This is a genomic window from Pedobacter sp. BG31 (genome assembly GCF_042464845.1).
Lineage (GTDB): Bacteria > Bacteroidota > Bacteroidia > Sphingobacteriales > Sphingobacteriaceae > Pedobacter > Pedobacter suwonensis.
The window spans coordinates 186390-205626 of sequence record NZ_JBHNZK010000006.1 but is presented as its reverse complement, the minus strand read 5'-3'; the positions used below and the strand labels follow the sequence as shown (position 1 = coordinate 205626).

Annotated in this window: 14 protein-coding genes; 2 read left to right on the top strand and 12 right to left on the bottom strand. The window is 42.9% G+C overall.

Annotated elements, in window-relative coordinates:
• Positions 1 to 179 precede the first annotated feature (179 nt).
• The 3 genes from ACFE6N_RS10195 to ACFE6N_RS10185 are packed head-to-tail and all read right to left on the bottom strand — an operon-like array spanning position 180 to position 3044.
• Entirely contained in the window at positions 180 to 1193 is a 1014-nt protein-coding gene (locus ACFE6N_RS10195; protein ID WP_378936115.1) for an ABC transporter permease, read from the bottom strand.
• Positions 1180 to 2151, bottom strand: a complete 972-nt coding sequence (locus tag ACFE6N_RS10190; RefSeq protein ID WP_378936113.1) for an ABC transporter ATP-binding protein — start codon at positions 2149 to 2151, stop codon at positions 1180 to 1182. The genes ACFE6N_RS10195 and ACFE6N_RS10190 overlap by 14 nt, the downstream gene beginning before the upstream one ends.
• A 38-nt stretch (positions 2152 to 2189) precedes the next feature.
• Entirely contained in the window at positions 2190 to 3044 is an 855-nt protein-coding gene (locus tag ACFE6N_RS10185; protein ID WP_378936111.1) for an NEW3 domain-containing protein, read from the bottom strand.
• Between the two features lie 512 nt (positions 3045 to 3556).
• Here ACFE6N_RS10185 and ACFE6N_RS10180 point away from each other — a divergent pair.
• A complete protein-coding gene (locus tag ACFE6N_RS10180) occupies positions 3557 to 3997 on the top strand; it encodes an Hsp20/alpha crystallin family protein (protein WP_378936109.1) in 441 nt (146 codons plus the stop codon).
• 83 nt (positions 3998 to 4080) lie between these two features.
• A complete protein-coding gene (locus ACFE6N_RS10175) occupies positions 4081 to 4392 on the top strand; it encodes a hypothetical protein (protein WP_378936107.1) in 312 nt (103 codons plus the stop codon).
• A gap of 652 nt (positions 4393 to 5044) precedes the next feature.
• Here the strand turns inward: ACFE6N_RS10175 and ACFE6N_RS10170 are convergent.
• The 9 genes from ACFE6N_RS10170 to ACFE6N_RS10130 all read right to left on the bottom strand — a co-directional run bounded on the left by ACFE6N_RS10170 (position 5045) and on the right by ACFE6N_RS10130 (position 19236).
• Complete coding sequence (locus ACFE6N_RS10170) at positions 5045 to 6220, bottom strand: PepSY-associated TM helix domain-containing protein (protein ID WP_378936105.1); 1176 nt, start codon at positions 6218 to 6220, stop codon at positions 5045 to 5047.
• Positions 6220 to 8691, bottom strand: a complete 2472-nt coding sequence (locus ACFE6N_RS10165; RefSeq protein WP_378936103.1) for a TonB-dependent siderophore receptor — start codon at positions 8689 to 8691, stop codon at positions 6220 to 6222. Before ACFE6N_RS10165 ends, ACFE6N_RS10170 begins: the two co-directional genes overlap by 1 nt.
• 1320 nt (positions 8692 to 10011) lie before the next feature.
• A complete protein-coding gene (locus ACFE6N_RS10160) occupies positions 10012 to 10425 on the bottom strand; it encodes a VOC family protein (RefSeq protein ID WP_378936101.1) in 414 nt (137 codons plus the stop codon).
• Positions 10426 to 10512: 87 nt separating this feature from the next.
• On the bottom strand, positions 10513 to 12906 hold the full coding sequence (locus ACFE6N_RS10155; RefSeq protein WP_378936099.1) for a glycoside hydrolase family 3 N-terminal domain-containing protein: 2394 nt from the start codon (positions 12904 to 12906) through the stop codon (positions 10513 to 10515).
• Positions 12907 to 12917: 11 nt separating this feature from the next.
• Positions 12918 to 13988 carry a dipeptidase gene (locus ACFE6N_RS10150; protein ID WP_378936097.1) on the bottom strand — a complete coding sequence of 357 codons (1071 nt, stop codon included), beginning with the start codon at positions 13986 to 13988 and terminating at the stop codon, positions 12918 to 12920.
• A 9-nt stretch (positions 13989 to 13997) separates the two neighbouring features.
• Entirely contained in the window at positions 13998 to 15113 is a 1116-nt protein-coding gene (locus tag ACFE6N_RS10145; RefSeq protein ID WP_378936095.1) for a D-TA family PLP-dependent enzyme, read from the bottom strand.
• Position 15114: 1 nt separating this feature from the next.
• Positions 15115 to 15585 carry a RidA family protein gene (locus ACFE6N_RS10140; RefSeq protein WP_134203852.1) on the bottom strand — a complete coding sequence of 157 codons (471 nt, stop codon included), beginning with the start codon at positions 15583 to 15585 and terminating at the stop codon, positions 15115 to 15117.
• 18 nt (positions 15586 to 15603) lie between these two features.
• Positions 15604 to 16920: a gluconate:H+ symporter gene (locus ACFE6N_RS10135; protein ID WP_378936093.1), complete on the bottom strand. Its 1317-nt coding sequence runs from the start codon at positions 16918 to 16920 to the stop codon at positions 15604 to 15606.
• The gene (locus ACFE6N_RS10130; RefSeq protein WP_378936091.1) at positions 16921 to 19236 is read right to left on the bottom strand and encodes a family 20 glycosylhydrolase; all 2316 of its coding nucleotides are present in this window, start codon (positions 19234 to 19236) and stop codon (positions 16921 to 16923) included.
• Between the last annotated feature and the right edge of the window lies 1 nt (position 19237).

The window sequence follows — 19237 nt, the reverse complement described above, 5'->3', positions numbered from 1 at the left end:
ACACCCTGGAACAACGTCGAAGCCCCGCCTTGAAACGCCATACACTTCTGTTCAGGATACCTTAATTTCTGCAGGTCTGGAGCTGATCTGTATAATTAAACAACCGGTTTAAATGGGTTTGCCTTTCTTTCCTGCAAAAGACACCCTTTATCTTTATCTGGCTAGCATGAAGTCGATTATTAACTCCTGATCTCTCTACGCATGAAAAGATAATAGGAAAGGGCAAAAAAAGCAATGCTGCCCGCCAAAAGTCCGGTAAGTTGTGGCCACACAATGATCAGGCTCTCCCGTAAAGGAAGCGGCGAAGGAATAGCACCAGAAAGCTGTTCCATACTCATTGGCCCAAGGCTTCTGATGGATGGCATCAGCATGGTGGTTGCACCATCACTATACAACTGGCCGGGCGCAACACGCATAATATCCATAATCAATTCATTATAAGCCAATTTTTCGCCTTGCGTTAAATAAGCTGCATCAGGCAAAAAAGCCCTGATTGCCAGATTAACCAGAATCGGGTAAAATACGGTAAAAAACAACCAGATCCCCAGTGCGGTTAAGGCTGAGGTAGACGCATGGCGAAAAGCAACCGATAGCATGATAGACAGGCTTAAATAAAAGCCTACATAAACAATTGTTAGTGTGGAAAAACCAATAATTCTCAGGAACTCCTGAGATTCAATCCTTACCCCGGTAAAGAAAAGTCCTCCACCAATCATCAGCAACGTAAGGGAAATAAATAATGTGGCGATGATCAGCATTGCGCTGTAAAATTTCGCAAGAAGGATATTGTCGCGGTATACAGGCTGTGCCAACAACCTGGTTAACGAGCCGCTGTTCTGTTCTGAATTAATGGCATCAAAGCCCATCGTGATGCCAAGCAGTGGTGCTAAAAAACTCATCAGGATATGAAAAGGCGGCATAGATCCGTCAGTTGCACTGAGCAGTTTAAGGTATAAAAATGCATGGTCAGGATCATTTACATTATTAAATGATGCCCGAATGTTGGACATGGAAATATACAGAGAGGCAAAGAAGGTGAGCAACACCAAGGCAAGCAGCAGGATAAAACGCCAGCTGTGCACGTGATCTGAAACTTCTTTTCTTACCAGCACTTTAAAGGGACTGAGCTGGTCAGTTTCCTTTGATTTTTTTTTGTTTTTTGCCCAATAATGGCTTTCGCTAAGCGCTTTCATGCTTTGGGGTTAAATTTGTATTTTTTTCAAAATATTTCGCGTAGATCTCATCCAGTCCATATTGTTTGTGGCTTATGGCCTGGATATTTGCACCCAGTTCAACCAGCCTTCGAACAATTTTTGGGGTAATATCCTGAGTGGTATTGAATTGCAGGTTCCTATCATTAACGATCAATCCATTAATCTCCGGAAAAGTGCTGAATTCAGCTTTCAATATTGCAGGATCCGCCAGTTCTTCGGTTAAATGAATGCTGGTTTCTACTCCTGTGTTTCCAAAGAGCTGGTGGGAAAGTGTGGGCAAATCGCCAGTAGCAAGCAACTTTCCATCCACGAATATGCCTACCCTATCACAAACCTGCTGAACATGGTGAAGATGGTGCGACGAAAGCAACACCGTCAAACCTTGTTCCCGTTGCAGAGATTTGATCAGTTCAAGAAATTCTTTGACCCCACTCGGGTCCAGCCCTAAAGTAGGCTCATCCAAAATGATCAGTTTCGGTTTTTTGATCAGTACTTCGGCCAGGCCCAACCGTTGTTTCATACCACGTGAATAACTGGAAGCAGGCTTATCTGAAGCAGCTTTCAGCCCCACCAATTCCAAAATTTTGCGGGCGTTTTCCTTTATTCCCGTTTCGGCCAGTCCATTAAGCCTTGCCATAAACACCAGGTTTTCAAGCCCCGTTAGCTGAGGGTAAAACACCAGATTATCAGGCATATAACCTACCACCCGCTTAACTTTAATCGGATCTCTTGTGGCGTTATGACCGCAAATAATGGCCGAACCGCTATCTGGCTCCGTCAGGCCAAGCATCATGAGTATACTGGTGGTCTTACCTGCACCGTTTGGGCCCAGTAAGCCAAATATTTCGCCATGCGGAATCTTCAGGTTAAGCTGATCAACGGCAACATAAGAACCATAACTTTTGCATAGGTTCTTTAAATCTATGATGGCTTCCATCTTTCTGGTTGAAGGTTTTAAGGTTCTCGAAAAAGTGGTTACCGACGACCGTATTTACGGATGAGCACATATACTGCTGCAACTGCCAGTACGATGATGAGTATTCCAATCCAGCCGGACAGTACAGAGGTTTTAACAAAGATCCTAAAGGCGGTCTGCGCATTGGCATTATTCCCTCCAAGCGTAAAAGTGGCACTATAGTCTCCGGCAATTGTTTTATCCGGTACTTTTAACGTTACTTTAATCGTTACCTTCTTACCACCATCCAGCTTTTCAATCTGGCTTGGAGAAAAAGTTGCTTCCCATCCGGTGGGCAGTTGAGAAGAGATACTTAATGAGGATAGTGGCAAGGTGCCAGTATTCTGTAATTCAAGTTCAATATCCTTATGGGAACCGGCAACAAGCTCCTCACTTAGTCTTCCGCTCGGTGTACTTAAGCTGGCACCATAAGACCCCTTCACAACAGCTTCCAGTTGTAACGGCAAGGTTAGCGAAGATGATGCGGCCTTGATGGGAATGATATATTTCCGGGCGGCGGCATTTGCTGGTGCAGTAATTTCGATGGCTATCTCGCGGGTTTGGCCTCCCGCTAAATTCACAGAAGTAACCTGGCTACCCTCTACACGATAGCTAATCTGCCATCCTGCAGGCAATTCCGACCTGAGTTCATAAACCTGTGGGCTAGCTGTTCCATTGTGTAGCGAGGCTGAAAAGCGAAACGGCTCATTAACAGCAGATTCGATATTGACCAGCTTGGCAGAAAATCCGGACGCTCCCTTCTGGGGATCCTGGGTTTGCGCATCAACGGTTTTCGTTGCAGCAAAAAATGTTAATAATAAGAGTGTGCGAAATAAGCCCTTTCGCAAGGGATCGAATAGTAGTTGTACTGACATAATCTAAACCAAAATATTAATAATTGCTTTAAAAAATGTTTTCTGATTTTGTTATCTGATTAGGGCTCCAAAACAAAAAAAAGCTGATTTTTTTTCAAAATATTTTAACATTTTTTAACAATTGACTATGCCTGTTCAGCACATGCGGCATCAAGATCATCGGCTTAGCGGACTGAACAGTATAGCGAACTCTATAAACTAATATTTTATTAAACCTTTATCGGTTCAGTTATCGCATTCAAGGCTGATTGGCCGACGTGGGGATTTGAGGCCTGTTAAACGGAAATCGTATACCGGAGGTTACGTTTCAAAACTGAAGAATTTTCAGCTATTGCACTGAAAAATTTTCATTTTTTATGAAAATTTTTCAGAAAAAATTAGGTCAGATTGGTCAGAACGGCCTTGGCACAGCACTTGATCAACATGAATTGTAACCTTAGACGAAGGTTAAATTGATAAATTAATTGATTTATAGTCCATTTATTATTAAAACATTAAAAGGAGAAAAAACTATGACATTGGTTAAATTCAATCCAGAAAAAAAGAACAGTTCATTATTGCCAGGCTTTAATGACATCTTCGAATCCGTATTAGGTGATACTTTTTTTACAGATCGTCGCTTAAGCAGTGTACCAGCTGTTAACATTTCTGAAACGAATGAAGAGTACCACATTGAACTGGCTGCTCCAGGCTTAAAGAAAGACGATTTCAAAGTATCTATTGAGAAGGATATGCTAACCATAGCTACCGCACAGCATACCGAAAACAATAATGACGGTAAAACCTATAACAGAAGGGAATATAGTTACGCTGCATTTACCAGAGCATTTACCCTTCCGGATAGCGCTGATGTTGAACGGATTCAGGCCGCTTATACAGATGGGATACTCCATCTCAACATTCCAAAAAAGGAGGAAGCAAAGGCAGTCTCAAGACAGATCGAAATACAATAATTTCCCAGGTGCCGCATTTAGCGGCACTTTTTATTTGATGATGTCTTCTTTTGTCCATTTTGAAAAAACACCAAAATTTAACGATGGAAACCCGTTTCACGATTAACATCAGCCTTCAGGGCCCGGCTGGAAAAATTAACTATGGCCAGTTTTCTCTCGGCAGAGACAAAAAAGAAGCCACTGAGATTTTCTCCCAGCTAAAAGGTAGCGCAGAAGATGCGCCGGGATGTTCATTAAAAATAGAATTTATGGAAGAAATAATGGAACTGCCCATTCTTGTTGGCACTAAAAATTGTAACCTGGATGAACTAAAAGAAAACATTGCCATTGTTTCAAAGGAGATATTTCGCATTGCCCATCTGGAGAATGGGAATATTGATGGGAATACGGGTTGAGAGGAAATCAATCCGTAATATCGTCACCCTGAACTTGTTTCTGGGTCTTTCTTGCAGGACAGATCTCTCCATTACACTACGTTTCAGTCGGGATGACGATTTCTACATGAAAATTCCAAATGGCAGACCTTAGCCTGTGTAAATCAATCTGCAATATCGCCATCCTGAACTTGTTTCAGGGTCTTTCTTGCAGGATAGATCTCTCCACTTCTCTTTGCTTCGGTCGAGAGACGATTTTTACGTTGAGTCTTCCAGTGTTAGAAGTTAGTCGCTAGAAATCTATCGATAATACGTCACCCTGAACTCGTTTCAGGGTCTTTTTTTACAGGATAGATCTCTCCACTTCGCTTTGCTTCGATCGGGATGACGATTTTTACGTTGAGTCTTCCAGTGTTAGAAGTTAGTCGCTAGAAATCTATCGATGATACGTCACCCTGAACTCGTTTCAGGGTCTTTCTTGCAGGATAGATCTCTTCGCTTTGCTTCGGTCGAGGACGATTTTTACGTTGAGTCTTCCAGTGTTAGAAGTTAGTCGCTAGAAACCTATCGATAATACGTCACCCTGAACTCGTTTCAGGGTCTTTTTTTACAGGATAGATCTCTCCCCTTTTGTATGCGCAGGCACTTCGCTTTGCTTCGGTTGAGATGAAGCCTAACTATTAGCAGCAATACCTTTACCCTTTTTACTTTTGTTTCTTTTCCCCCACCAGATCAAAAAACCGGATATGGGCAACGAGGCGCTAATCAATGAAGCAAAAAAAGCCAGCAGTTGTGACCAAAGTCCATACAACCTCCCGGTATGGAGTTCAAGATTAGAATTACGCCATTTCATCCCGAGTGTTTTTTTATCATGTGGCAACTCATCGATAAAATCCCCGGTCCTGCCATCGTAAAAATAATAACTCACTCCTCTCCAGGCATCTTTACTGGCTATCTGCACAAAAGACATCGAAACTTTAGTTTTTTTAGTCGGAATACCTAACCCTATTTTTGTCCAGTTATTTCCAAGCTTTTTTAGCAGACGATAATGTATAATATCAATTTTGTTCAGGCTTGTATCTGCCATATCAATTTTAGGAAGTGTTCTGCTAAACCCGGCTTTCCCTTTGTCTCCGAGAATCCGGTAAATTCCTGTTTCCCACCATTTAAAAGACCATACCAATCCGGTTATGGCAATTAGCATCGCTATGGGAAGTACATAAAAGCCAAGACTATTATGCAGATCGTAATTAACCCTTTTCCATTTGGCATTCCATTTAATGGCGATACTCTTTTTAAATTGCTTGTAATTTTTGGGCAACCATAAAATAAATCCGGTAATGAGAATGATCAGATAAGCCAGTATGCAAGCGCCCACGAGTGGGCTCCCAATGGGTTTTACCAGAAGAAGCTGCCTATGAAGTTGTTCTACCACGTTGAAAAATTCGTAGCGCATATCCATCACGCCTAAAACCTTACCGGTATATTGGTTTACGTAAACCTCATCCAGATATTCAAACTGGCTAAAATAAGACAGGTTTATTTTCTTTCGGTCGTTAATTTTAAATCCAGAGAAAATATAACTCTTATTATCCGAGCTGATTTTAACATTACTCAGCTCCTTCTCTTTTCCAACTGCCTTCTGGGCATTGGCCAGCAATTCAGAAACCGGCCTTACGGTGCCGGTTTTTTGGACATATACGATATCTTTATGAACCCTATTGAAAATTTCCTCATTGAATACATAGATGCATCCGGTTAACGAAACAATAACGACCACTAGCCCTGTAACCAACCCAATCCATAAATGGAGCCAGCCTGCTATCTTTTTAAATCTTCGCTTTGCCATTAAAATGAATAGCCAATAGTGAACATATAATTTTCTGGCTGACCTGGGAACAAACGAAGGTAATCATAACCACCTACCCAATATTTTTTATTACCGATGTTATTGGCATTGAGCTGCAGCTGCAGTTTACCTATATTATAAAACAACGCAGCATTGAAAAGTGTAAATGAGGGAATGGTAATCTGATTCTCTGGTGAGAACCTGGCATCATATATCAGGTTACGCCTATCGGTATAGTTGATACCCAGGCCAATACCCAATCCTTTAGCCACACCTTCAATAAATGTATATCGGCTCCATAAATTGGTCGTATTCTTTGGTGCATTGGGTTTCTGTATACCGATTTCTCCAACTGTGCCACTCTCGAGTATTTTAGCCCTGTTATACGAATAAGAAGCAATTACATTCCAGTTTGGCATAATTTTACCAATCACATCCAATTCAAAACCCCGCGATTGCTCATCACCAATCTGCCTTAAAACATCTACCACGCCAGGGGTGGCATACAGTGCGCCGGTTTGCTTAATCTGGTAAACGGCGGCACTTACACTCAACTGATCCCTAAACCAGCTCGTTTTGGTACCAAACTCTATCATATTACTTTTCAACGGGTCAAACGGTCCGCCGGCATTAGGATTTGCAATGTTTGCAGAAGTTTGTGGATTATAACCTTCTACATAACTTCCATAAAGATTAATATTGGAATTGATACTATAAACAGCACCAAAGCGCGGTAGCCATGCATGTGAATTAGCTTTAGCTTCAGCCGGGGTCTTGTAACCTGCAAAATCTGTATAATATTCATAACGTATTCCAGCCAATACCTGTAAAGCACCGATTTTGAACTGGTCTTGCACATAACCAGAATTCAGGTAATAATAGGTGGGTGCCACTATAGATTGGGCAAAGAAAAGTTTGCTATCATCCTGCATTCTTTGCGAAGAAAGCGGATCGTTTAAATTAAAATGTGGAACGTTTGGTACGGGATTTCCTGCAGCATCCAACAAATAATTAGATTTATTCGCCGGTATGTAATTAGCTATTGCACCATTATTTGCTGCATTACGATAACCGCCCGCCGTTAGCTGCGAACCGCCAACAGGTGTTTTTTCACTACCGAAATCATAGCCAGCTACAATCTTATGCTCCACTATTCCTGTTTTCGGTGTATAATTAATATATCCTGAAAAATTATCGATAAACCTTTTCCGCTTTCTGATCTGCACGTTCATCCCAGCAAGATTGTTTATGGCTTTACCGTTAGCATCTACCCCATATGCATTCGAGGTACGGTGTTCGTTTAAATCTTCTGAATAGCCAGTTTTTAAATATGAAGCATTCAGACTCAGGTTATTGGTAATTTTATGTGTAATTGAAACGGTTGCATTATACGTCAACTCATTTAAATAATCATTCGTGGTATTTAATGAAAGCGACTGCGGAGTAGAATTTAAGTCAAAACTACCGAAAATCGGCTGTCCCCTATCCAGTCTGCTTTTAGAATCAGTATAAACCAGGTCAAAGTTAATCCTTGTTTTTTCAGACGGGACGAAGGTTAGCGATGGCGCAATGACGAAATTACGATCAAACATCAAGTCTCTGAACGTTTCTGCATTTTCGTAGCCAAGGTTCAGTCGGTAGAGCAAAGTACTGTCTTTTGTTGCAGGTCCGGTAAAATCTGCAAGCCCCCTAAAAGTATTAAAACTGCCCATAGTCAGGCTAACTGATCTACGGGTTTCATCAAGTGGTTTTTTGGTTACCCGGTTTACCACTCCACCCGGACTTGCATTTCCGAAAAGCGCCGATGACGGGCCTTTCAAAACCTCAACCCTTTCGAGATAATTGGCCAGCGACTGTTTCCAGAAACCTGTACTGGTTCTTAAACCATTTAACAATTGAGTATTGCTCTGCCCATTTACGCGAAATCCCCTGATGGTTAAATCATCATAAAAGCTAAACTGATTTACGCCGCTGAAGTTCTTTACCACTTCGCCCACACGCATCAAACCCTGATCTGCAATTAGCTCTTTACTGGCATAAGAAACAGATTGTGGGATATCTTTAAGTTCATTTTCTATTTTACCAATAAAGGTAGCCTTGGTTTTGTAGTTTTTTTCTTTACGACCAGTAATTTCTACCTGCTGCAGATCATCGGTAGATTCCTGCATAACGATGTTCTCCTGAGCATCTACTCCATTTAAATCTAGGTTTTTTACTACTTCTTTAAAGCCGATAAAATTAAAATGCAACGCTATTTTTCCCGGAGGCAGCTGCAGCTTATATATTCCACGGTTATTTGTCGTTGTAGTTACATTTGTACCTTGGGCGCTCACGTTAACACCAGATATGGCCAGGCCATGATTGTCTTTTACAGTACCTTGTATGGTAGTTTTTTGTTGTGCGGACACATTAATGCGTATTAATGCCAACAGGATGATCAAAATTAGCGGTTTGGTAAAGTTTATTTTCATTTAAAACGACTATAAATTATTTAGACTGAATAAATATAGTCGCAAAATTAATTTATTATTCTGAATATGAAAATTATTTAGATTAATTCTAAACTTAATAAGAAATCAATCTTTACAAATAACTTTTAAAGAAATTTAGGTGTTAAATCAATCTAGAATACGTAATCCTAAACTTGTTACAGGGTCTTTCCTGCGTGATAGATCTCTCCATTCCGCTGCGCTCCAGTCGAGAGGACGATTCTTACCTGAAAATTCCAAATCGCAGACCTTAACAGCTGGAAATCAATCTGCAATATCGTCACCCTGAGGGATAATTTAATGGACAAAAATCATTATGAATGACAGATGAATTTAATTCATAATATCCCTTGAGCAATCGTCATTCCCAACTTGATTGGGAATCTTAAAACGCTCGCATTAAGATTAGCTTCGCTGAGCACTTCTTGGTTCCCGCATGTGTGAGGAATGACGACCTTACAAGTAAATTCTGTTGGAGTTGCTACAATGGTACTCGTTTCAGGGTCTTTCTTGCAGGATAGATCTCTCCACTTCGCTTTGCTTCGGTCGAGATGACGATTTTTACGTTGAGTCTTCCAGTGTTAGAAGTTAATCGCTAGAAATCTATCGATAATACGTCACCCTGAACTCGTTTCAGGGTCTTTCTTGCAGGATAGATCTCTCCATTACACTACGTTTCAGTCGGGACGACGATTTCTACATGAAAATTCCAAATGGCAGAGCTTAGCAGCTGGAAATTTTCGGCAATATCGTCACCCTGAACTTGTTTCAGGGTCTTTCTTGCAGGAGAGATCTCTCCACTTCGCTTTGCTTCGGTCGAGAGGACGATTTTTACGTTGAGTCTTCCAGTGTTAGAAGTTAATCGCTAGAAATCTATCGATAATACGTCACCCTGAACTTGTTTCAGGGTCTTTTTTTACAGGATAGATCTCTCCGTTACACTACGTTTCAGTCGGATGACGATTCTTACATGAAAATTCCAAATGGCAGAACTTAACATCTGGAAATCAATCCGCAATATCGTCACCCTAAACTTGTTTCAAGGTCTTTCTTGCAGGATAGATCTCTCCACTTCGCTTTGCTTCGGTCGAGATGACGATTTTTACGTTGAGTCTTCCAGTGTTAGAAGTTAGTCGCTAGAAATCTATCGATAATACGTCACCCTGAACTTGTTTCAGGGTCTTTCTTGCAGGACAGATCTCTCCATTACACTACGTTTCAGTCGGGATGACGATTCCTACATGAAAATTCCAAATGGCAGACCTTAGCTGGAAATTTTTCAGCAATATCGTCAACCTGCCCCTAAAGCTTAGCCGCAAATTTCCGGATGGCTTCCGTACTAAACGGGGTAAAAAAATTAACGAGATTTCCATCAGGGTCACGGAACAAAAGCGAACGGTTGCCCCAGGGCATAGTTGTGGGTTCCTGAACTAAATATGTAGCCAGAAACCCGGATCGTTCCTGGTAAATCCGGTCTACATCATCTGTAATGAATTCGATAATGGCCGAGCGGTTTTTGGCTGCTTTGGCAACTTCGGTCCCCCCGAAAAACTGTAAAGTTCTGGTGCTTCCAATTGCGAGTGTTACATCAGCAGTTTGCAGCTCTGCAAAATCTTCCGTAAAGCGAATACCCTTTATCTGAGTGATCTGCTCATAAAACTCCAACATTTTACTAACATCTTCAGTGATGATCCGGATTGAAACGAGATTAATCATTTGTCTTTAATTTATTTCAGACAAATTTCAGGAAGCTTTATGACAACTGTTTGTCAGCGGTTATTTTTTTTCCAAGATTTTGAAATACTAACGCAGTATAGCCGAATGATGAACTACAAAATCCTTTTCCAGCTGTATATCATCTGATGAACTGCCTACCATTAGATGATAAGTTCCCGCTTCAACTTCCCATTGCATCTTCTGGTTATAAATTTCAAGATCTGATGGATTGATGCTAAAAGCAATCGTCTTTTGTTCCCCGCTCTTCAAAGCCACCCTTTTAAACTTGATAAGCTGTTTAACAGGCACTACTACTGATGATTGCTGATGTCGCAGATAAAGTTGTACCACTTCCTCACCATCGGCTGATCCTGTATTTTTCAAATCTATTTTAACATTCACCGTTTTTTGACCGGGATTAGTCGCTATCTGAAGATTCTGATAAGCAAAAGTGGTGTAGCTTAACCCATAGCCAAAAGGATATAAGGGCTTAGCATCCATTTCTATATAATCGTGTTTCTCCGGATAACGCGCATTATAATAAACCGGTAGCTGTCCAACAGATTTTGGAACTGAAATGCTTAACCTTCCCGCTGGGTTATAATCGCCAAAAAGTACATCGGCAATTGCATTACCACCTTCCTGCCCCGGGTACCAGGCATCTAGAATAGCCGGGACATTTTCCGTAGCCCAGTTTAAGTTTAAAGGTCTTCCTTTAATTAATACCAGTACAACAGGTTTTCCTGTTTTCATTACCGCTTTTAGCAACTTCAACTGGTCGCCCATTAAATCAAGTGTAGCCCGGTCATATCCTTCGCCACTTTCCATATCGCTTAGCTCCTCTGCTTTTGCATTCACTTTAGCCGCACCGGTTTCAATGTATTCCGTTTTAAAATCACGTGCGCTGGAACCGCCCAATACCATTACCACCGCGTCAGATTTTTTCGCTGCCATAACCGCATTTTCAATCTCGCTTGAAAGCGTATCGCGGATGGCACATCCTTTTACATAATTGATCTGGGTTGTTTCACCTAGTTTGTTTTTAATCCCCTGTAAAACAGTAATTACATTACCTGCTGCCTGCGGCGCTGTATAATCGCCCAACTGGTTGTAAACATTGTCGGCATTTGGGCCTATAACGGCAATACTTTTTAATTTTTTACTGAGTGGAAGCAGCTGGTTCTGATTTTTTAATAAGATAATGGATTCCCGCGCCACCTCACGCGCCAGGCCAATTTTTTCTTCATTTCTCACTTTTTGTTTAGCCACCTGCGGATCAACATAAGGGTTTTCAAATAAACCCATCCGAAATTTTATCCGCAGTACCTTACTTACGGCGCTATCCAATACCCTGATGGAAACTTTACCCTGTTTTATGGCATCAAGTAAAGCTTTTCCATAACCTATTCCGCTTAAATCGGCATCTAAACCGGCGTTAATAGCCATTGCAGCAGCCTCAGCCGCTGTTCCAGCGACATGATGATTCGATTTTAACCCCGAAATGCTGTTCAGATCAGAAACCACAAAGCCCTTAAAGCCCCAATCTTTAATCAGTACATCTTTAAGCAGCATTTCATTTGAGGAACAGGGAACGCCATCAATGGAATTGTACGAAGTCATTACCGACAAAACCCCTGCCTTAACTGCGGCTTTAAACTGTGGAAGGTAAAACTGATGTAAAGTGCGCAATCCCAGGTTGATGCTGCTCCCGTTGTGTCCGCCCTCCGGTGCTCCATAGGCAGCCAGATGTTTCAAGGTGGCCACTACATTTACTCCGCTATTAATCGATTTTCCCTGCATCCCTCTCACCATTGCTTCGCCCATTCTGCTGATCAGTACATGGTCTTCCCCATAAGTTTCTTCCACCCTCGACCACCTGGGTTCTCGTGCCAGGTCAAGCACTGGTCCATAGCCAACATGACCGCCCTGTACGCGTGTCTCCTCAGCAATTGCCCTGGCCATTTTTTCAATCAACTCCGGATTAAAGGTACTGCTCTGCCCTATTGAAGTAGGGAAAACGGTTGTACCAATAGCCATGTGGCCGTGAGGCGCTTCTTCAGAAAGTAATACAGGGATACCTAAACGCGTATTTTCAACCGCATATTTCTGAATGGCATTTGTAGCTTTTGCGGCCAGTTCAGGATTCAATCCGTTTGCCAGCGTCTTTTTGGTCCAGGGATCTGCCCGTAGCGTAGCCCACAACATCCCGGTATACGACTCCTTTAATGATTTTTTAAAGGTCTCGCTTACCTCAACTTCATTACCGTTTTTATTATACATAGGCCAGCCCAATGGCATAGAAATCTGCCCGACTTTTTCTTCAACCGTCATCCGCGAAAGCAGATCTTTAATCCGGCTTTCTACAGGTGCTTTTGCATTTTTGTATAAAGGAAGTGTGCTTTTATTTTGTGCAAAAACCGGGAGATGAGAAATTGAAAATGCCAGCCCCAAACCTATAGCAAATTGTATTCTTTTAATCATATCCATTCAAATTATGCCCAGGCCTTCCTCAAAAAACGTAACCAGTTTCCATTCATCAGGTTTTCGACATCCGTATCGGTATACCCTCTTTTTATAAATAAATCAGGTACTTTCTGTAAATCGGCAATGGTTTCGAGGTCGTAAGGACACTGTTCTTTGCCAAAGGCACCATCCAGATCTGAACCGATGCCCACATGCAATGCATTACCTGCAAGCTGGCAAATGTGGTCAATATGATCGATCATCACCTCTAGGTTACAGTTCATTTCCTTAGGCTGTGAAACACCACGTTGCCAGTTAGGTACCATCATCCAGGCATCGAGCGCAGCACCAATTACGGCTCCACGATCAATGAGCGCTTTAATCTGCTCATCGCTGTACTGACGGTTATGGTTTACCAAACTGCGACAATTATTATGCGAAGCCCAAACATGTCCGTTAAAACGGCTCAAAGCATCCCAAAAACTATCATCACATAAATGCGTAGCGTCTAAGATGACGTTTAACCGTTCCATTTCCTTTAACAGCTCATGCCCCAACGCAGTCATTTTACCTGTTGCATCCGTTCCCTGTGCATAGCGGCCGGGGCCATAATGTGCAGGGCCAACCGCACGTAAACCGTTCTGCCATGCCCGTTCGAGATGCCGGGGTGTAACCAACGAATCTGCACCTTCCAGACTGAGGATGTAGCCTACAGGCTTTTCAGCTGCAGGCTGATCATTTTGCCATAAAGCGATGTGTTTTTCCAGTGTTTCGAGGTCATGAACCTGAAACATTTCACCGGCATCTTCCATGGCCTTGTACCAGGCCAGCTGTCCCTGGGTTTGCGCCCAGGCTTGTTCAGGAGAATGCCAGCCAGGCAACCGGTTATCGGGCGCCACCCATCTTGCAATTTGCGTGGCCACCACTAAACCAATATTTCCTCTACGCAGCTCGGGCAGCGACACCGTTGCCAGGGCCCGGTCCGGTTTATCGGTCAAACCCGCTTCACGCTGATTAATGGCTGAAACCTCCTGTGTTAAATCACGGTTCCATTCCAAAGCGTTCATGCTTAAATCCAAATGGGCGTCTATCGTAAACATACTAATTCTTTAAATGGTAATTTTTCTTTTTCGGGAAATGATTTCCCAATACTCCAAAGATCGGTCTGCCTTCAGGCAAATGGCCTTTTCATGCAGGGCAACAGTTGGGCAAACATGATAAGGTAATCCGTACAGCATATCGCCAGGCAAATAGGTTTTGGCCGTAGGGTTGCGCAATACCAGGTGCTCTTCACTCTGGCTTTGAACTTCAAGAAGTGGGGCATTAATGAAAAATACACGATTTTTCAGCTCCTTTTCTGCCGCCACCGCTTTGTGCCCGAGATCAGTACAGAGCCACCCATCATTTGGAAGTGAAACTACCCTGCTGGCCACCAATGCGGCAGTATGAAAAGCCTGTTCCGGGTAAGCATCCTGATAACCCTTATCCCAAAGGATAAAAGTACCGGGACTACATTCAAAACCGGTTTGCGAGGCGTAGACCGGAAAGGTAGGTGTACCGCCTGCTACAACGGTAATCTCATATCCTAAGTGCGCCTCAAGCTGTTCGCGCAGATCAAACAACTGTTTAATAACAGGCGCTGATTTCTCCATCCTAACGTCCATAGCCGCATCATGAATGTGACCATCATAAGCGTGCAAACCCTTAACCGCTAAACCGGTAAAATGCTGCAGGCTCTGCACTAAGCCGAAGGCCTGATGGGGCAACAGGCCGGTTCTGTTCATGCCTACATTCAAATCGATGTAAACATCAACTTTTACATCCTCTTTAATCGCCATTACTGAAAGCTGTTCAGCTATAGCCGGGTGATCTACCAGGCAGCTGAAAACCGTATCGGGATATTGGTTTTTAAGTTTAAAAAAGCGGCTGATATTCTCGGCCACCGGCTGATAAGCCAGCAAAACATCAGGTGCCTGATCCATCGCCAGCATTTCTGCCTCTGCAATGGTAGCGCATTTAAATTTGTTGATTCCTGCCGACAATAGCAGCCTGGTAATTTCCCTGCACTTATAGGTTTTTACATGAGGCCTTAAGCGGTCTATGCGGTCAATCATACTTTTCAATAAACTGATATTCGCGTGCAAACGCTCCTCATAAAAAATGAGAGAAGGCGTTTCAATACGCGCTTCATCAGGCAGCAGATACCAGGCTTGCTCTTGTTCCATCTTAAAACAGTTCGAATAAGGCCTCAATCTCAACCGGGATATTATCAGGCAATGAGCCGAAACCTACCGCACTGCGTACACCAATCCCGTTTTCTTCTCCCCATACTTTTGCGAAAAGCTCGCTGCATCCGTTAATGATAAAAGGATGTTTCTCAAATTCGGGCGTACAGTTCACCATGCCCAATACTTTAATTACCCGTTTAACTTTGTTTAAACTGCCTAAATTGGCTTTGATTGTTGATAACATGGTTAAGCCCACCTGTAAAGCAGCAAGTTTGCCTTCTTCCTGATTTAAATCTGATCCGATCCGGCCAATAATAAGAGATTTATCATCCTGTACCGGTCCGTGGCCACTCAGATAAAGATATTTTCCATCAACCAGGCAAGGTTTATACACGCCTAATGGTGCGGGCGCAGGTGGAAGGTTCAGTTTTAATTGTTCGAAGCGTTCGTCGGGAGTTAAATTTTCCATTTTATATATGTGTTATAATTAAGCGATAATCAGGTGAAGCAAAAGTATGCCAAGCAGACCAACAATGCCAACTATTGACTCCATTAATGCCCACGATTTAAAGGTATCTTTTAAACTTAAACCAAAATATTCTTTAAACATCCAGAACCCGGCATCATTAACGTGCGAGAACATGAGGCTCCCGGCGCCTACTGCAAGCACCATCAGGTTTGGATTGGTATGTGTCTGCTCCATCAAGGGTACAATGATACCGGCAGTGGTTAAACCTGCAACCGTTGCAGAGCCTACACAAAAGCGGATCAAAGCCGCGATCAGCCAGGCCAGAAATAATGGCTCCAGCTCAACGTGCTGGAGGTAAGCCGCAATTTGGTTACTCACACCGCTCTCGGTTAAAATCTGCTTCAAAGCACCAGATCCGGCAATAATCAGTAAAATCAAAGCAATGTCTTTTACTGCCTCACCATAAATACCCATAATTTCGGTCATCTTTTTACCCTGCGACAATCCCAATAACCAGGTGGCTGCGATCAGTACAATCAGCATTACCACAGCAGGCTGACCGGCAAATAAAATGTAAGGCAAAATGGCTGAATCCTGGCCAAGTAAGAGTGGAAGGAAAGATGCAGCAGCCAGTAATATTACCGGGAGTAAAGCGGTGAAAAAACTTTTAAAGCCACTGGGCAGGTCGTGCTCAGCGCGTTCAGCAGCGCTGAATGAAGCGATGGGTACTGCGATAATATTTTTTAATGTCCGCGAAAATATGGGGCCGCCGATAACGATTGCCGGGATAGAAACAGCCAGGCCATATACCAACGTTAAGCCCATATCTGCCTTAAATTGCACCACCAAAGCTGCCGGCGATGGATGCGGAGGTAAAAAACCATGGGTAACCGATAATGCGGCAAGCATGGGCAGGCCAATATATAAAGCTGGTAATTTGTAACGATAAACCACTGAGAAAATCAGGGGTACCATCAATACGAAGCCGATGCCATAGTAAAGCGGAATACCAATCAGAAATCCGGTGAGTACCATCGCCCATTGAATATACTTTTGTCCGAACACCCGCATACTTACCTCGGCAATCTTTTGCGCAGCACCGCTTTCGGCCACCAGTTTACCTAACATCGCACCTGCGGTAATGATGATGGCCAGCGAACCCAGTACGTCGCCCATCCCCTTTTCTATACTGGCGGGGATTTTTGCCGAAGGTAGACCCAGTGCTAAACCGGCCATAAATGATACCAATAAAAAAGAGATGAAAGCATTGATCTTGAAAACCGAGATCAGTACAATGAGTAGTGCGATGCAAAGCAGAACGATTAGTATAGTCATTTAATTTACGATAATCTCATCTAACATTAGCCAGGCTTTTGTTCCTGCGCCGTAAAAACCATCGGGTATAGTTCCAATATTACTGGCTTTAATCCGTACGTACCGGGCTTTTGCGAGGTTAATTTTGTGCAGGGCCATATTGATGCCCTCTACACTGAAAACGGTTTGCCTTGATACCTGAGTGTAGACCTGCTGATCAGTTGAAACTTCTATTAAAAGTAATTTAGGCGGATGCATTTTCTGCCACTGGTAATTTAGGGTATTGATGCCCACTGCACGTATTGTTTTTTCTTCGCCCAAATCAACTACGGCTTCAAAATCCCCGCCGCTAAGCCCCAGCCACTCTCCGTTGTTGTATAAATAAGATCCCCGGATACCATTGGTTAAACGCTGGGCATCGATATTATAGTTGCCCTGTCCGCTGTGGGTAAGTGTTACTTTTTTATCGGTTGCCATACTTTTAATGATAACCTGTTCAAACATTTTCCCTACCGGCTTGCCTGCCCTAAAAAGCTGGGCTTTTATCCTTACAGATTGTGTAATTGGAATAGGGCCTGAATATTTTGTGCTACCCAGATCAGGCTTTTTATCATTTAGCGTATAACGGATTTCGTCGTTTGGCAAATCTGTACTTAATGCAAAAGCTTTTGCATCATTTACGCTTGCGCCGGTAATATCATAAAAAGCGGTCGAATAATTCAGTTTTTTTAAAAACCGTCTATTTGCCATTAACCGGGCAAGGAAATCAGTATAAAGCTTGTTTTCTTTACGCGACCATGCGGTTTCGGCAAGGGCTATTAAACGGGGAAAGATCATGTACTCTGCTTTAGAAGCATCGCTCAGGTATTCACTCCAAACATTTGCCTGCACACCTTTGATATATTGTTGTTCTTCTGAATTCAGTTCAGCTGGCATGGGTTCATAATCATACACCTTTTTTAATGGCAGATAGCCGCCCGCAGCGGTTTGTTCCGTTTTATTGAGTGATTGATAGTAATCCAGATAAAGAAATTTTTCAGGCGTCATGATGACGTCGTGTTTTAACCTGGCCGCAGCAATGCCGCCTTCCAGGCCCCGCCAGCTCATCACCGTGGCATCGGGCGCCAACCCACCTTCTAAAATCTCATCCCAGCCGATAATCTTTTTACCTTTTGCATTCAGGTAGCGCTCAATCCTGGCAATAAAATAAGCCTGCAGTTCGTGCTCGTCTTTAAGCTGCTCCGCTTTAATTCTTTTCTGACATTTAGGGCAATTGTGCCAGCGGTTTTTCGGACATTCATCGCCACCGATGTGGATATACGCTGAAGGGAACAAGGGAATGACTTCATCCAGCACACCTTCAAGAAAGTGAAAAGTCTCTTCATTACCTGCACAGAAAACATCTTCAAATACGCCCCAATAGGTGGCCGTTTGGTAAGGACCACCGGTACAACCCAGCTGTGGATAGGCCGCAAGTACGGCCTGTGCATGTCCTGGCATTTCAATTTCAGGGATGGTGGTAATCTGGCGTGCGCTGGCATAGGCCACAATGTCTTTTACTTCTTCCTGTGTATAGTAACCACCATATCTTTTTCCATCAAAATGGTGCGGATCAGCCCTTTTATGTCCGATTAGCGTCTCATTCCGATAAGCGGAAACACTTTGCAACAAGGGATACTTTTTAATCTCTATCCGCCAACCCTGGTCGTCGGTTAAATGCCAATGGAAGGTGTTGATCTTGTAAAACGCCAGCAGATCAAGCCATTTTTTTATCGATTGAACGCTAAATAAGTGTCTGGCCACATCCAGATGCATACCGCGATAAGCGAAACGTGGCTCATCTTGGATATGATACGCCGGTACTGTAATTATCCTTCCTTTCTTACGGATTAACTGCACCAGCGATTGTAAGCCATAAAACAAACCTTTTTCATCAATAGCTTTAATGGTAACATTCTGTTGTGAAACATCAAGTAAATAACCTTCTGATTTTAAATTCAGTTGGGTATCAACCATGAGATTGATTCCTTTGGGCACTGGCCTATTGCTTCGCAAAAGTGTAAAACCCGATATATCTTTGAGGTATTGATCAAAAAATGCAGTGCTTAAATGATCAGAACCGGAAATATGCAACCTGGTTGTTTTTTGTATCGCAAAACTTCCCAAACGCTTCAGCTCAAGGGCAGGTTTAGGAATAATCCCTGATCCGCTATACCCCTGCGCCAATATGTTACCCGAGAAAAACTGAATGCCCAATGCAAAGAGCAAGGCGAGCCATTTTACCCGATCTGAAAGCGCTCGATTCAGGAAACACATCGTCGTAAAACCTTTTAGCATT

What these genes read in the sequence shown, in the direction of transcription:
- ACFE6N_RS10130 (WP_378936091.1), bottom strand. Translation starts at nt 19,236, where the DNA reads ATGCTAAAAGGTTTTACGACGATGTGTTTCCTGAATCGAGCGCTTTCA.
- ACFE6N_RS10150 (WP_378936097.1), bottom strand. Translation starts at nt 13,988, where the DNA reads ATGTTTACGATAGACGCCCATTTGGATTTAAGCATGAACGCTTTGGAA.
- ACFE6N_RS10160 (WP_378936101.1), bottom strand. Translation starts at nt 10,425, where the DNA reads ATGATTAATCTCGTTTCAATCCGGATCATCACTGAAGATGTTAGTAAA.
- ACFE6N_RS10155 (WP_378936099.1), bottom strand. Translation starts at nt 12,906, where the DNA reads ATGATTAAAAGAATACAATTTGCTATAGGTTTGGGGCTGGCATTTTCA.
- ACFE6N_RS10175 (WP_378936107.1), top strand. Translation starts at nt 4,081, where the DNA reads ATGGAAACCCGTTTCACGATTAACATCAGCCTTCAGGGCCCGGCTGGA.
- ACFE6N_RS10145 (WP_378936095.1), bottom strand. Translation starts at nt 15,113, where the DNA reads ATGGAACAAGAGCAAGCCTGGTATCTGCTGCCTGATGAAGCGCGTATT.
- ACFE6N_RS10195 (WP_378936115.1), bottom strand. Translation starts at nt 1,193, where the DNA reads ATGAAAGCGCTTAGCGAAAGCCATTATTGGGCAAAAAACAAAAAAAAA.
- ACFE6N_RS10185 (WP_378936111.1), bottom strand. Translation starts at nt 3,044, where the DNA reads ATGTCAGTACAACTACTATTCGATCCCTTGCGAAAGGGCTTATTTCGC.
- ACFE6N_RS10170 (WP_378936105.1), bottom strand. Translation starts at nt 6,220, where the DNA reads ATGGCAAAGCGAAGATTTAAAAAGATAGCAGGCTGGCTCCATTTATGG.
- ACFE6N_RS10165 (WP_378936103.1), bottom strand. Translation starts at nt 8,691, where the DNA reads ATGAAAATAAACTTTACCAAACCGCTAATTTTGATCATCCTGTTGGCA.
- ACFE6N_RS10180 (WP_378936109.1), top strand. Translation starts at nt 3,557, where the DNA reads ATGACATTGGTTAAATTCAATCCAGAAAAAAAGAACAGTTCATTATTG.
- ACFE6N_RS10140 (WP_134203852.1), bottom strand. Translation starts at nt 15,585, where the DNA reads ATGGAAAATTTAACTCCCGACGAACGCTTCGAACAATTAAAACTGAAC.
- ACFE6N_RS10135 (WP_378936093.1), bottom strand. Translation starts at nt 16,920, where the DNA reads ATGACTATACTAATCGTTCTGCTTTGCATCGCACTACTCATTGTACTG.
- ACFE6N_RS10190 (WP_378936113.1), bottom strand. Translation starts at nt 2,151, where the DNA reads ATGGAAGCCATCATAGATTTAAAGAACCTATGCAAAAGTTATGGTTCT.